At 56.6% G+C, this 14,171-nt stretch carries 9 protein-coding genes and 4 pseudogenes; 8 read left to right on the plus strand and 5 right to left on the minus strand.

The features are described 5' to 3' along the window. Positions 1-18 precede the first annotated feature (18 nt). On the minus strand, positions 19-1,197 hold the full coding sequence (locus NKJ40_RS24585; RefSeq protein ID WP_352468295.1) for a M24 family metallopeptidase: 1,179 nt from the start codon (positions 1,195-1,197) through the stop codon (positions 19-21). A gap of 494 nt (positions 1,198-1,691) precedes the next feature. Between NKJ40_RS24585 and NKJ40_RS24590 the strand changes: the two genes are divergently transcribed. The 4 genes from NKJ40_RS24590 to NKJ40_RS24605 all read left to right on the plus strand — a co-directional run bounded on the left by NKJ40_RS24590 (position 1,692) and on the right by NKJ40_RS24605 (position 6,679). Continuing rightward, a complete protein-coding gene (locus NKJ40_RS24590; RefSeq protein ID WP_352468296.1) occupies positions 1,692-2,948 on the plus strand; it encodes an aminotransferase class V-fold PLP-dependent enzyme in 1,257 nt (418 codons plus the stop codon). After that, a complete protein-coding gene (locus NKJ40_RS24595) occupies positions 2,912-4,117 on the plus strand; it encodes a M20 family metallopeptidase (RefSeq protein WP_352468297.1) in 1,206 nt (401 codons plus the stop codon). The genes NKJ40_RS24590 and NKJ40_RS24595 overlap by 37 nt, the downstream gene beginning before the upstream one ends. A gap of 30 nt (positions 4,118-4,147) precedes the next feature. Then, entirely contained in the window at positions 4,148-5,314 is a 1,167-nt protein-coding gene (locus NKJ40_RS24600; RefSeq protein WP_352468298.1) for an amidohydrolase, read from the plus strand. Between the two features lie 183 nt (positions 5,315-5,497). Beyond that, positions 5,498-6,679: a M24 family metallopeptidase gene (locus NKJ40_RS24605; RefSeq protein WP_352468299.1), complete on the plus strand. Its 1,182-nt coding sequence runs from the start codon at positions 5,498-5,500 to the stop codon at positions 6,677-6,679. A 405-nt stretch (positions 6,680-7,084) separates the two neighbouring features. On the opposite strand, the pseudogene NKJ40_RS24610 reads toward NKJ40_RS24605, so the two are convergent. Further along, positions 7,085-7,390, minus strand: a pseudogene (locus tag NKJ40_RS24610) (integrase core domain-containing protein); the annotation flags it as partial. A gap of 109 nt (positions 7,391-7,499) precedes the next feature. Next, positions 7,500-8,063, minus strand: a pseudogene (locus tag NKJ40_RS24615) (tyrosine-type recombinase/integrase); the annotation flags it as partial. A 603-nt stretch (positions 8,064-8,666) separates the two neighbouring features. Between NKJ40_RS24615 and NKJ40_RS24625 the strand changes: the two are divergent. The 4 genes from NKJ40_RS24625 to NKJ40_RS31965 all read left to right on the plus strand — a co-directional run bounded on the left by NKJ40_RS24625 (position 8,667) and on the right by NKJ40_RS31965 (position 13,241). Beyond that, positions 8,667-9,773, plus strand: coding sequence for an ABC transporter substrate-binding protein (locus NKJ40_RS24625; RefSeq protein WP_352468300.1), 1,107 nt, complete (start codon positions 8,667-8,669; stop codon positions 9,771-9,773). Between the two features lie 138 nt (positions 9,774-9,911). Then, positions 9,912-11,015 (plus strand): ABC transporter ATP-binding protein, encoded by a 1,104-nt coding sequence (locus NKJ40_RS24630; protein ID WP_352468301.1) that lies wholly within the window; start codon positions 9,912-9,914, stop codon positions 11,013-11,015. A gap of 19 nt (positions 11,016-11,034) precedes the next feature. Then, entirely contained in the window at positions 11,035-12,801 is a 1,767-nt protein-coding gene (locus tag NKJ40_RS24635; RefSeq protein ID WP_352468302.1) for an ABC transporter permease subunit, read from the plus strand. Between the two features lie 242 nt (positions 12,802-13,043). Beyond that, complete coding sequence (locus NKJ40_RS31965) at positions 13,044-13,241, plus strand: hypothetical protein (RefSeq protein ID WP_502903750.1); 198 nt, start codon at positions 13,044-13,046, stop codon at positions 13,239-13,241. Between the two features lie 86 nt (positions 13,242-13,327). Here the strand turns inward: NKJ40_RS31965 and NKJ40_RS24640 are convergent. Further along, positions 13,328-13,516 (minus strand): annotated as a pseudogene (locus NKJ40_RS24640) (IS110 family transposase); the annotation flags it as partial. Positions 13,517-13,634: 118 nt separating this feature from the next. Then, a pseudogene (locus tag NKJ40_RS24645) lies at positions 13,635-14,171 on the minus strand (IS5 family transposase); the annotation flags it as partial.

A 14,171-nucleotide genomic window follows, 5' to 3' on the forward strand; every position in this document is an offset into this window, starting at 1 on the left:
AGTGCCCGTAACAATCACCTATCGAACGTAAAGCTGGCGCTTCATGTTCGTCAGAATCTCGCAGCCGGTCTCGGTAATTCGGATTGTCTCGCTGGTCCCCACGTCCGCAGTGCCAAAGACTTTTACGATCGAAGGAATATGGAACGTCATATTCGGACGGAGGACCCGCGTTTCTCCGCGCTTAAAGGACAAAATATGTCCTTCGCCCCAATCTGGCGGGTAGTTGACCCCGATCGAGTAGCCGGTCCTCTTGAAACGTCCCTCAAAACCGCCGTCCGCCACGGTCTTTGACCAAACGCTCCAGACCTCTCCTAGCGGACGATCCGGGCGGATGGCTTCAAGCATATTTTCGAGAGCCCGACGGGAGACATCCTCCATTTTCTCCAGCTCACGGCTCGCCGGCTTGGCAACGGACGTTCGCATGAGCGCTGCGCTGTAGCGCCGGACGTTGCCAGAAATCTCCAGAAGAACGGGGTCGCCCTCTAGAACCGTCCTTCCGGACCACGTGGCGTGGGCATGACTCGTGCGAACGCCAGAAGTCACGAATATCGGCGCACCCGGGTATTCGCTTCCCATAAGAGTCACAACACGCTGAATCTCAGCGGCGATCTCGTTTTCGTTGGCGCCCGCCCGTACCTGATTGATGCCAGCTTCCATGCCGGCATCCGCGATCCTCGCAGCTTGACGGATGTAATCGAGCTCATATTCCGATTTGATTGCCCGGATTGGGTCGACAATCATGGAGCCATCTTGAAACTTCGCATTCGGGAGGAGCTCTTTCAGACGCTCGTAATTCGCGATCGTAAAAAACCAAGCCGTTTTTTCAAAGCCGATTGCTGCGTTTGCGTACCCCATATCTTGGATCGTCTGGGCCAAAAGTTCAACGGGCGACTCGTGATCCATATAGCTGGTGCTGCGTTCAAACCACGCCGAAACCCGCACATTCACTTCCTCAATGGCGCGGGTAATATGGATTGGATCACCATCACTCGGAATCAGCAGGTACTGAGCAGCCTGGTAGCCGTTGGTATTGTAGCCGCTGACGTAACACATATTCTCGGGAATGCTGATAACCAGCAGGTCCAGCCCCCTTTCTGCAATCCCATGCCGCACTGCCTTGAAGCGGCGCTCGTACTCGGCCACCGGAAAGGCAAGATCTTTCTGGACAACGGCGGTGTCCATGCCCGAAACCTTCATTTACTCATCCCCTGCTGATTGTTAAGTGCCCGAGATTGGCCAAGCGGCCCGCTAGCGCGATGCTGCCTGACGATACTATGGCAATAAAGGCGCATTCAGCGAAGAATGCCGCGTATGTGCAGGAAACCAGCGTTTTCCGCCTGGTTTTCGCATGTATCCAGCGCGCCGCGTGAGCGGGACGCCATCAACCCTCGACCTTCCTCCCATCGGAAGAATCCATAGAGGCCGCGACGCAGTCAATGCTCAGATAAAGTAGCTTGAACCTGGGCAAGAGTCGAAGGTCTGTACAAAGAGCTGCATGGCTATCAATGGGTCCACCTGATTGCCTGGGAGGACATTCGCTAAAGGTCACTTTTTTCGATGTGGCTCCATTTTCCTATTTCGGACATCTCTGCGCAGAAAAACTGCGCTTCGACCCACGTGAAAGCTGCAAACCGGCAAAGGCGGGCGCTTAAAGTGAGCCCATCCTGGGACGCAAGTCAGCGACCCGAGAGATGAAACGACAGATCTGGATCCTGCCCGTGCACCAAACTGCCCGCCCTGAACCGCTGTTAGCACCAGAGATCCTTCAGCACGAGTTCCCTGCGACGCAAAACTCCATCTATATGGATGTCGCAAATCAGGGGCTTATCTCTAGGACCACGTGGGGTTCGATAGCGCCGCATTTGGAAAACCGGCTGCAAGGCAGGAACGACGAGCTGCCGCTACTGCAACATGTTGAGCATACGCGGGCCCGTTTTGCTCAATTCGTTGCGGCCGATGCAGATGAGATCGCGATCACCAAGAATGCATCGGAAGGTATCAATATTATTGCCAATGCCATCGATTGGAGGCCCGGGGATAATCTCGTGCTCTGCCCCAAACTCGAGCATGCAAATAATATCCTCCCCTGGCTTCAGGTGAAGGAGCATCACGACATCGAAATCAGGGTCGTTGAGCCAATCAACGGCGCACTGCTTCCCGATGCGGTTATTAAGGCAATGGATAGGCGCACGCGCGTGGTTGCCGTTGCTACGGTGACAATGGTGCCGGGTTTTCGGACCGACTTGGTCCCGATTTCTGAGGCGTGCAATCGGTTTGGGGCGTTTCTCCTCGCCGATGGCACACAGTCTGTCGGCATTCTCCGTACCGATGTCCGCAAGCTCGGAGTCGACGGCTTGGCTGTGTCGACGGTTAAGGGTTTAATGGGCCTTTACGGTTCGGGATTCCTATATTGCCGTCGTGAATGGGCCAATCGTCTCAGTCCCGCGTACGTCGGCCGATTTAGCGTGGATCTCGGCAACGCCCCCGAGTCTGCTCCCATCCAAGATACGTTCAGGCTCCGCGCGGGCGCCCCGCGGTTTGATGTCGGGCACTACAACTTTCCCGGGATGATCGCTGCATATGCATCGCTGGGCCAACTGTTGGAAATCGGAACTACGGCGATTGAGGAAACCGTCGTGTCCCTGGCTAAGCGACTGGCGTCCGGACTCCTCGAATTGGGGTTCTCAGTCGCAGGCGGTGCTCCCGGCAGCCACACCGGAAGCATTGTGGCGATTGGCGATGCTGCTTCGCTGAATGGCGCTTCCCCAGCGGACACCGATCTTTCCTCGCTGCAGGAACATCTGACAAGCAACCGCGTCACCGTTTCAGCCCGAAGGGGCATGCTCCGGTTCTCGCTGCATCTCTATAATACCGCCCATGAAGTCGACCAAGTCATCGACTTGGCCAAGAATTGGCTGTCCACATCCGCAAAGCGGCGGCCAAACTAAAAAGGTATCATCATTTCATGTCTTCTATTCGTGCTCCGCTGGTCAAAATGCTCCAGGATCTGATCAAGATCGAAAGTATCAACCCGTCCCTCGCGGCAACTGGAAGTGGAGAACAAGGTGTCGCGCTGTTCCTTGAGCAGTACTGCAAGGAGAAGGGCCTCCCCTATGAGTTCCAAGAAGTCGCAGATGGCCGTGCAAACTTCGTTACCTGGAGGACTGGGCGAGATCCCGACAAACGCGTACTCTTTGTAGCCCATATGGACACAGTCCCGATCGACAAATGGGAGACTGATCCGTTTTCCGGCGAGGAACACTCAGGTCGTGTTCATGGTCGCGGCAGCTGCGATGATAAAGCTTCGCTGGCTGCGATGCTGACCGCCTTATCAACCCTGGGTGATAGCCAACCTGCAACTACGATCGTAGTAGTAGCCAGTATTGACGAGGAGTTTAGGAAGATCGGTGCTCGAGCCATCGCACAATCGGGCGTAACATATGACGCTGCGGTGGTTGGAGAGCCAACTGATCTCGAGTTGGTTGTTGCGCACAAGGGATCCGTCCGATGGCAGCTCGAGGTGCAGGGCGTTCCGGCGCACACGTCAAAGCCCTACCTTGGCGTAAACGCAATCACGGGTATGGCCAAGATCGTCTTGGCGATCGACAAACTGAACGCAGTCCTTGCAAAACAGGACGACCCGCTGGTCGGGCCTCCGGCTATCACCGTCAGTCTCATTGAGGGTGGTATCGAACTGACGACGGTACCGCCCGTATGTCGAATTTGGATTGATCGCCGCCTCAAGCCCGGTGACTCGCCTCAACAGGCGATTCAGGAGGTCGAGGACATTGTGAATACCTTCCGAAGCGGGGAGGATCAGATCAGGGTCTGCTCATTGCTGCCTGCCTGGGAAGACCCGGCACCAAATAGCGCTGAAGGAACGAAGATCGCTGAAGTGGCCTCGCGGGCCTGCGCCAACGTGGCAGGGACGGGAAAATACATCGGAGCCCCGTGGGGCACTGATGCCAGTCAGCTTTCGCTGGCTGGGATCCCGTGTGTCGTTATCGGTCCGGGAAGCGTCGACCAGGCACACACCAGCAATGAGTTCGTCGATATCGAGCAGACGGTGAAAGCCGTAGAAATCTACCGGCAAATCATGATCGAGTATGAGCCCTAACATCTTGCAACCCTTAGCTGAGGACATGCAATGCCTATCGTAAATCGTGTCGCCGACATCCTTCCTGAAGTCATCGCTTGGCGCCGGGACCTTCACGCGCATCCTGAGTTGGGGTTTGATGTTCATCGCACTTCAACCTTTGTTGTCGAGCGCCTGCGCGAATTCGGGTGTGACCAAGTAGTGTCGGGCGTCGGCAAGACCGGGGTTGTAGGTGTGATCACGGGAAGGCCCGGCAACGGCAAATCTAGAACTGTAGGCTTGCGGGCCGATATGGACGCGTTGCCAATCGAAGAGATGACCGGCCGTCCCTATTCGTCGAAACACGAAGGCCTCATGCATGCATGCGGTCACGACGGCCACACCGCAATGCTGCTTGCTGCGGCGCGCTATCTCGCCGAAACGCGGAATTTCGCCGGCAATGCTGTCCTGATTTTTCAGCCTGCTGAAGAGATCGGCGCCGGCGCGGCCGCGATGCTGGAAGACGGCTTGATGGACCGTTTCGAAATTGATCAGGTTTATGGCATGCATACACTTCCCGGCTTGCCGGTCGGGGCGTTCGGAATCCGTCGAGGCCCCGTGATGGCGGCCACGGATACAATCGATGTCAGGATTGAGGGACGCGGTGGTCATCCTGGACTGCCACATCAATGCATTGACTCGATCCTTGTCGGCGCGCAGCTCATACTAGCTCTGCAACAGATCTTGGCGCAGAATATCAACCCTTTCGATTCGGCCGCGATCTCGTTCAACGAGTTCCAGGCGGGCAGCACCCATAGGGTTATCGCTCAGACCGCAGAAATGCATGGCTCAATACGCACGCTAACGCCCGAGGTCCGGGAGTTTGTTATAAAGCGAATTCGAGAGGTGGCGGAGGGCGTCTCCCGGGTCACAGATGCCAAAATCGATTTGGACATCCAAGCCGCCGACGCAGTCGTTTTCAACCAAGATGTGCAGACCGAGTTTGCAATAAAGGCTGCCACGGACGTAGCGGGCGAAGCCAATGTGATCGAGACGCCGCCGATGCTTGGTGGCGAAGATTTCTCCTTCATGGCGAGAGCGCGACCAGGTGCCTTCGTCTGGTGCGGAAACGGCGATAGCGCCGGATTACATCATGCCACTTACGACTTTAGCGACGAGGCGATCCAGTTTGGCACATCATACTGGATCAAACTGGTAGAAAATACGCTCGCCGCATAAACACCAGCGACTGCCGGGTTTCGCGGCAAAGACAGGAGTAGTTGGGGGCCATGCCCAGAGGCTGTCCCGGTTGCGTTTCAAGCTTTGACACAAGGGCCTTTGCCCGCCGTCAACCCAGTGCCGCTTACGCGCAACAAGTGCTTACGGCGAGCCCCATCAAAGGCCAGTAGAGGAGCCATATCCATGATAACAAAGAAATTGAATTTCAGTTTGGAGGAGTACGGAACGCGACTCCAAAAAACTCGGGCTGAAATGCAGAGGCGGGGAATTGACACTCTAATCATTACCGAACCAGCCAATATGGCATGGCTAACCGGGCACGACGGTTGGTCGTTCTATAACCACCAAGCAATCATAGTGCCGCCAGATGGCGAACCTCTGGCCTGGGTTCGCTGTTCGGATGAAAGCGGGGCAAAGCGCACGGTCTATTTCTCCGAAGAGAACGTCTTCAGCTACTCTGACAAGTACGTTCAGACGCCGCTGTTTCATCCGATGGAGGACCTTTGCAAGCTGCTTGCCAGCCGAAAGCTCGACAAAGGCGTCATTGGGATCGAGAAGGACAATTACTATTTTACAGCCCTGGCAGCCGAAGTCCTCTCGGCAGGACTGCCTAACGTCAAATTCGCTGACGCTACGGTACTCGTGAACTGGCTGAAAGCAGTCAAAAGCCCGCAGGAACTAGAATACATGCGGAGGGCCGGAGAAATCGTCACCCTAATGCACGAACGCATCTGGCAAAAAATGGAGGTCGGCATGCGCAAGTGCGATCTCGTTGCGGAAATATACGATGCGGCCCTTCGTGGAACCCCGGAGTATGGAGGCGACTATCCTTCCGCACAGCCCATGGTGCCGTCTGGAGAAGAAACGTCGGCCTGCCATCTCACATGGGACGATACACCATTGAAGAACAACGAGGCGACTTATTTTGAGATCGCCGGTGTCCATAAACGGTATCACGTCCCGACATCTCGAACATTCATCCTGGGCAAAGTACCGCAGAAATTCCGCGACGCTGAGAAAGCCACCCTTGAAGGTATGGAAGTTGGCCTTGCAGTCGCAAGGCCGGGCGCAACCTGCGAAGAATGGGGAGCCGCCTTCTTCAAGGTCCTTGAGAAGTATAAGCTGGAAAAGATGACCCGAGCGGGTTATTCCGTTGGACTATCGTATCCCCCAGATTGGGGCGAGCACACAATGAGCCTTCGGCAGGGAGACAGGACAGTGCTCGAGTCTGGGATGACCTTACACTTCATGACGGGCTTCTGGTATGATGATTGGGGATTTGAAATCACGGAAACCGTCCTCATTACGCCGGAGGGGAACGAGTGTTTGTCAAACGTTCCTCGGAAGCTTTTGGTCAAAGATTAGTCTTTTCGTAGCCACCAATAGACTCAACGCCCCAGAGTCTGGGGGCGTTTTGCGACAAAAGCCGGCAGCTTAAAAGTCGATTGGAGGTTTCCGACTTCCACGAGTCGCAGAGCCGCCGGACAACCGTCCGGGCGAAGAGGCTGGCACGCCTTCCCGTTGGTAATCCCTGCTTTCGTCCGCGAATTAGGCCGGGAAGATTTACGGCTCGCGGAGGACCGTAAGCGCTCACCCGATCCCCTCCTGCCCAGCGCGGGCTGATCGTGCGTAAGCGCTTTCGCGCTCCCCTATATGCCGGGGCTTGACGTCTTACGGAAGCGCCAGGGCATGAGGTCTTCAATGCGGCCTTGCGGATGCCCATTGAGGATCGCCTCGAGGGTTTCGGCGATGTGACCTGCCACCGAATTTTCATCCAGCGGCAATTAGAGCCTCGGCGGGTTGTACGCCGTATGGCGCGGGTGAGCAACGGGCGATCGGCGGAGCTGGTCGGGGTTGTGCAGCTGATCGCCTTGCGGTGAGATTGGCGGAATAAGCCGCGGGCGTGATGTAGCCGAGCGCCGAATGTGGGCGCGATCGGTTGTAGTCGTCCGCCCATTCGGCGATCGTCGTCCGGGCATGGTCGAGGCCGAAGAACAAGGTTTCGTTCAAGAGTTCGTCGCGCATCCGGCCGTTGAAGCTCTCGCAGAAGCCGTTCTGCATCGGCTTGCCCGGCGCGCTGCAGCGCTTCGCCGGCGTCGGCGATGTGGGTCATCAGCGCCGGGCTTGCTTGGAGATACCAGTAAGTGTCCATGACGTGGGCGTGGCCGAGATAGGTGCTCAGGCCGACGATGTGGCGCGATACCGCGGCGGCGCTGCGAGGACAGTGGGAGCGGACGGCAAAGGTATGGCGCAGGTCATGGATCCTGGGCCCGCCGCGGTCTGACGATCCGCGAAGCCCGATGGAACGGATCAACCGCAGGAAGACGGCGATGACCGTGGGATAGGCCACCGCCTCGCCGGTGTTGCCGACCAGCAAGGCGGCGCTCTCGGTGACCGCGCGCAGTCGGACCTCCAGATAGGCGTCCCGCGCACGCCGGGTTGACGGGTGGAGCGGGAGCAGCCGGCTCTTCTTGACCTTGGTCTCCTCAATGACCAGGCCATCATCAATGATGTCGGACAGGCGCAACGCGAAGGCTTCAGATATCCGCATGCAGGTCGCGGCGAGCAGGCCGAACAAGGTGGCGAAGGTGACGGGCCGGATCGTCCCGGCCGACGCCAGCGACGTCGCTGCCGCCATCGAGCAACGGATATCTTCCTCGCTGTAGATGTAAGGGCTCCTGCGAGTGAACAGGCCGCGCCCGAGCGCGTCGGCGGCGGGAATCTCGTGTCGGCTGTCCTCCGCATGCATCGCGATCGCAAAGCGCCGCGCTTTGAGAAGACGGTTGCGCCACTGTTCATGCGACGGGGCTTCGACCGCCCAGGCTAGGACCCGGTCCGCACTGACGACCTGATCGCCGCGGGCCTCTGCGTAGGCCACAAAGTTGCGAGGAGCAGCGACTGGGTGCGGAACTTGAACCCGAGGGCGTGATGAAGGCTGATGTGCCGATCCAGATCCTCACTCAGCATCACGCCCCTCCCGGCCAGGGCTGGGCGATCGTCTCAAGCATTGTCACGTCGACCTTCGCGTAATGCGCTGTCATATCGAGTGAGCGATGACGCAGGACGGCGCCGACGGCCTCGAGCGTCGCGCCCCCAAGGTGTCGAAACGGTTGCGAAAGGGGCGGCGAGCGGGCCTTTCTCGCCGCTACCCGCAATGAAGACGTCACTTCAAGTCGACGAGTAGCACCGTTCGGGGGCCTCTTTTCGGACGCATTTATGCGTCGTGGCCCGAACAACGAAGATTTCCTGCGGGAGGAAGATGCAATTGGAGCGAATCACCCGCCAGGGCTTGGTATCATAGAACTTGAGATTGGCACAAAATCGTCAATGCAGGGGAAAAGGGAGATAAAAAATGGGTATATCCATAAACCGTAGAGACTTCATCAAGGTCAGCTCGTCCGTAGCCGCTGCCGTGGCGCTTCCGTCTATTTCCGGCCCTGCTCGTGCGCAGTCACCTGGCGAACTGCGCGTCTTGGTCTATGGCGGTGCTGCGGGAGAAGCGGTAATCAAAGCTTACGTCAAACCGTTCGAGCACGAAACCGGCGTTAAAGTGACACCGGTCACTGATCAGATCGCGCTGGCCCAAATAGAGCTTATGGTCAAAAATAATAGTGTATCTGTCGATGTTGGCGGACTTACACAAGGTGAAGCTTATGCAGCTGCGTCAAAAGGATATTTGCAGGATATAGATTATTCCATTTACAAGAAGGACGATCTCAACGGAATTGCTAGTTTTGCAAAGGAGCCGTTTGGTGTCGGAACTGCTATCTATGCTTATGTCATGACTTACAACACGAAAACATTCCCGGCCGGCAAGCCGCGACCCACAAACTGGGCCGAGTTCTGGGATACCAACAAGTTTCCTGGAGTCCGCTCCCTCGTCTCCGGACAGTATGGATCCGAAGGCCCATGGGAGGAGGCTTTGCTAGCAGATGGCGTTCCGCCAGATGCGATCTACCCTATGGACCTTGACCGTGTCTTCGCTAGTCTGGACAAAATCAAGCCTCATATCCGAAAGTGGTGGGGAACCGGGTCCGAGATCCAACAGATCATGCGGGATGGGGCAGCGGACTTGGTGAATACCTATGACGGCCGTGCAACCCTATTGATTGACCAGGGTGCTCCTCTCGAGATCAACCGGAACCAGTCGAAATTGACGTGGGACTTCTGGGTGATACCCAAGGGTTCGCCAAATGTGGGAAATGCGCAAAAGTTCATCGAGTTCGTAAGTCGTGCGGACAGGCAGGCGGTCTGGGCGCGGCTTATGCCGTATGGCCCGACTAACGTAAACGCGTTCAAAGCGCTTCCTGATGAAATGGGACGTAAACTCGCAAGCCATCCAGATAATCTGAAGAACAGCATCACAATCAACATGAAATGGTATGGCGAGGTCGGTTCAGACGGCCTGTCGAATACGGAACGCCTTGTTCAGCGCTGGAACGAATGGATTCTGCTGTAGAAGCCAAACCTTCACATAGGATCGATGCGGTTGCGTGTCGACCATGCTATGGTGGATCGCGTACCGTTCCCACAACGGGCTGGATGTACGCGACCACCGGTCAGCTATTCTAACCTATATGATTGGAGCATATCAGTGATGGCTTTTCGCAGCCTTCCGCCACTTGTAACCAGTGGTGCCCACGGAGGCGAAGCGTACAACAGCGTTCAAACGCCCGTTCAGATTGAGTTTCGAAATGTAACTAAGGTGTACGGGCAGTTCGTTGCAGTGAAAGACCTATCATTGGCGGTTAGCGCAGGAGAATTCCTGACTATCCTTGGACCAAGCGGATCGGGCAAAACGACGGCGCTTATGCTCCTGGCTGGATTCGCGGCTCCGACTACAGGAGAGATCTTCATCTCCGGGAAGTCGATCGGGTCAGTCCCCTCATATCGGCGGGACCAAGGGATCGTATTCCAAAGCTACGCCCTTTTTCCACATCTGACAGTTCGTCGGAACCTCGAATTTCCGCTAGAGATGCGCGGGATAAAGTCGTCAGAAAAAGCGGCCCGCGTGAAACGTATGCTCGAGCGGGTTCACTTGGGCGACTTGGGGGACCGGCTACCCTCACAACTGAGTGGCGGTCAACAGCAACGCGTTGCCCTCGCCCGGGCGCTGGTCGCCGATCCGCCGTTTCTCCTGCTTGATGAACCGCTGGGCGCACTCGATCGCAACCTCAGAGAGCAAATGCAGGTTGAGCTAAAAAACCTGCATCGAGAATTCGGCAAAACCACGATTTGCGTCACTCACGACCAGGAGGAAGCTCTGACTTTGTCGGATCGAATCGTTATCATGCGTGCAGGCCAAATCGAACAAATGGGAACACCGGAAGCTCTTTACGATAAGCCTAGAAGCCGCTTCGTGGCGAATTTTCTAGGCGAAGCGAACATTCTAGAAAATGCAGACTTTGAAGTCGGTGCTGGTTCTGCACTGCCCGGCGCCGTGGCCATGCTCCGGCCAGAACGCATCAGGGTGAATGCCTTAGCTGCGCCATACCTGGAAGACACCGATCGTTATGCCACGGCCAAAGGATTCATCGAAGACATGACCTATTGCGGCCCGCTCCGTAAATATCAAGTACGCGTCGGCCAAACCGCTCTCATTACGCGAGAACATGTAAACACAGAAAAACAAATTTTCCGTTCTGGTGAAGGGGTCCGCCTAGACTGGCTGCGGTCTGACGTACGTTTTGTCTCTGCTTGATCTGAAAAGGATAAGCCAGATGCTCTATAAGCTAGGCCGGATGCACATCCTGCTGGCCATTCCAAGTATTGCCCTCCTTCTCACCGTCTTCGGCATACCGATCGTGCTGCTATTTTTCACAAGCCTCAACGCACCAGAATTCACTCTTTCGAACTACACGGCGTTTTTCAGCCAGCCTGCGAACATACGTGTACTTCTACAGACTATTGAAATCAGTGCCGTGGCGACAGCCGCGTGTGTTGTCATAGGTTATCCGACAGCCTATCTGATTGCTAACGCTTCAAAGCGATGGCGTGTCGTGCTTATTGTACTGGTCGTCATACCTTATCTGACGAGCGGACTTGCGCGGACCTACGCCTGGGTGGTTATCCTAGGCGATCGGGGCCTCATCAACAACCTGCTGATGGATCTTTCACTTATTTCGAGCCCTCTTCCACTGATCTATAACCGCTTCGCCGTCTACATTGGCATGGTGCACATCATGCTTCCTATGATGATCCTGCCGCTGATTAGCGTTATGGTGGGCATCGACAAATCTCTTGTGACTGCGGCGCGCAGTCTTGGTGCACGCCCTTTCGCTGCGTTTTGGCGTGTCTTTCTGCCTCTAAGCTTGCCTGGCCTTCGCAGTGGCTCCCTCTTAGTGTTCGTCATTTGCCTTGGCTTCTACATTACTCCGGCGGCTCTTGGGGGACTACGCGATGCAATGCTGTCGACCTTCATTGCCGCCCAAGTCCAGACTTCATTCAATCTAGCCCGTATCGCTACCTCAGCTTTCATCATCCTGGCGATCGCCACGGCCATTCTTCTGATGATGGGTCTGGATTTGTCGGGAAAACCAACCTCGGCATCATCCTCGCGGCGGAAGCTCTGGTTAGGCCGGCTACCAGTCCTTGGCCGGCTAAAGCAGTTCCTGGGTGAGCGCTTGGCCCCCTTTCGCGCTAGGCGCTGGTCTGCTCAACTATACCGCTCTGGGGGGGACGGGACGTGGTCCAGACGAGCCGGCTACGTGTTCCTCGTCCTTGTTCTATTTTACTTACTTTTTCCCGAAATATTGGTGGTGACAGTGTCATTCAGCGCCGAAAGCTTCCTGACATTTCCGCCCTCGGCTCTTTCGCTCCGTTGGTATCGGAATTTCTTTACGGATCAATCATGGGCGTCCGCTGCGTGGACTAGTGTGGAGATTGGACTTGTGGTCGGCACCATCGCTACAATCTTTGGGACCCTCGCAGCCTATGGTCTGAGTCGGATGTCTGCGCGACCACGTATCGTGCTTAATCTTCTGCTTCTGATGCCAATCACGATACCAGTTATCGTTGTCGGCGTTGCGACATATACGGGGCTGGTCAACCTCGGACTTACAGGGACCAGATTAGGCGTCATACTGGCACATACGATCGGCGCAATCGGTTATGTCGTCGTCATCGTATCCGCGACGCTGGCCAACTTCGACCGCCGGCTTGAAGATGCTGCTAAAAGTATGCGGGCATCGCCCTTTGCAACGTTCATGCGGGTAACGTTGCCGCTCATTCGGCCAGGCATCCTCGGAGGCGCTGTGTTCGCTTTCCTCCATTCCTTTGACGAGGTTGTCATAACATCATTAGTTAGCGGCTATGCGGTCCGGACATTACCTCTCAAAATGTGGGAGAACATGCGCAATGAGCTCGACCCGACGATCGCCGCAGTCGCATCAATGCTGATTCTCCTGCCGTTATTATGGCTGCTACTGATCTACCTTACCTGGTGGAGGTCACGGCTCACTAGCAGGGCAGCGACAGACCCGGTTTAACGCGAGATATACCTGCTTCTAAGCATCTAAACTTGCTACCCTAAGAGTCCTCTCTGATTGGGGTCGTCGCGGTCAAGCTGCTCCCGTTCTTTTTTCCGGATCGTATCGTCGTAAGGTAACCTGTCGCCATCGATCTTAAGCGCTTCGCCGCGAGCCTGAGGATGGCCTGGCAGGCTGGGGAGACACGCCTCACGCATCGAAGGCCGTATCGGCGGATCAAACCTTACCCGAACAGGCCGAGCATGCTGGAGCCTTACGAGGCCCGGATTCGGACATGGCTTGAGGCCGAGCCGACACTCTCGGCAGTCACGGTGCTCCAGCGCCTCATGAGTGCCGATCCGTCGCGCTTCACGAAGAAGAGCCTGAGGACAGTGCAACTGGCTGTGAAGGCATGGCGCGTGGAACGGCGGAGCGGATCATCCTCGACGGCGATTGGATGAATCGCGCGGGTCATGTCGGCACCACCACGCTCGGTAACATTCTTCGGTGAGGCAATAGGGGGGTCAGTTTCTCAATCCGGCCGACAAAGCCACGCCGTCAGCGAACACGCTTCCAGGCCGATCCGCCCAAGCGGCAGACCGATTTCACCCAGTGCGTCGATCAACGCCTGCGGGTCGCTCGATGCTCGTGCCTCCTTCGCGATCCGACCACTCTCGTCGACAATACAAATGGCAGTCTCTTCCAAAGACACGTCCAGTCCGGCACAATACTTCATGGCTGCTCCTTCCTGATGTTTGTGGCGATTCAACATCGACCACGTTCTCACATCTCGACAGGAGCAGCCGCTTTCATCTCGGCTCGGAAGAGACCCCAACACCCATCTGTTTTGAAATTCAAGGATGAGCGGTTCGGCGGATGAGGTTTGCGCCCATTGCGACGAGGATCATTGGATCATTGCGTGAGAGACGTCGATGCGCTGCTCGTTGTCGCGCACGAGGCGGCGCCATCGGGTCAACCAGCCGAAGGTCCGCTCGACGACCCAGCGTCGGGGCAAGACTTCGAAGCCCTTCTGGTCATCGGATCGACGGATGATCTCAACCACGAAGTCCAGATAGGCGGCCTTGTCCATGAGCTTTAGCCGATCATAGGCGCCGTCGGCGAACAGATGCTTCACCCAGGGCCAGCGCTGGCAGATACCATCCAAGATCGCCTGAGCGCCGGCGCTGTCGGAGATATCGGCCGGCGTCAGGTTGACCATCAACAGCCGCCCATCCGTATCGACTGCGATATGGCGCTTGCGTCCGACGATCTTCTTTCCGGCATCGTAACCCCTTATTCCAGCTTGCGGAGCCTTGACAGACTGGCTGTCGATCACCGCCGCCGACGGGCTCGCCTCGCGTCCGGCCCGCTCACGATCCAGCATCAGCGCC

The sequence above is a fragment of the Mesorhizobium sp. M0119 genome (genome assembly GCF_040322615.1).
GTDB lineage: Bacteria > Pseudomonadota > Alphaproteobacteria > Rhizobiales > Rhizobiaceae > Mesorhizobium.

What these genes read in the sequence shown, in the direction of transcription:
- NKJ40_RS24585 (WP_352468295.1), bottom strand. Translation starts at nt 1,197, where the DNA reads ATGAAGGTTTCGGGCATGGACACCGCCGTTGTCCAGAAAGATCTTGCC.
- NKJ40_RS24590 (WP_352468296.1), top strand. Translation starts at nt 1,692, where the DNA reads ATGAAACGACAGATCTGGATCCTGCCCGTGCACCAAACTGCCCGCCCT.
- NKJ40_RS24600 (WP_352468298.1), top strand. Translation starts at nt 4,148, where the DNA reads ATGCCTATCGTAAATCGTGTCGCCGACATCCTTCCTGAAGTCATCGCT.
- NKJ40_RS24605 (WP_352468299.1), top strand. Translation starts at nt 5,498, where the DNA reads ATGATAACAAAGAAATTGAATTTCAGTTTGGAGGAGTACGGAACGCGA.
- NKJ40_RS24625 (WP_352468300.1), top strand. Translation starts at nt 8,667, where the DNA reads ATGGGTATATCCATAAACCGTAGAGACTTCATCAAGGTCAGCTCGTCC.
- NKJ40_RS24630 (WP_352468301.1), top strand. Translation starts at nt 9,912, where the DNA reads ATGGCTTTTCGCAGCCTTCCGCCACTTGTAACCAGTGGTGCCCACGGA.
- NKJ40_RS24635 (WP_352468302.1), top strand. Translation starts at nt 11,035, where the DNA reads ATGCTCTATAAGCTAGGCCGGATGCACATCCTGCTGGCCATTCCAAGT.
- NKJ40_RS31965 (WP_502903750.1), top strand. Translation starts at nt 13,044, where the DNA reads ATGCTGGAGCCTTACGAGGCCCGGATTCGGACATGGCTTGAGGCCGAG.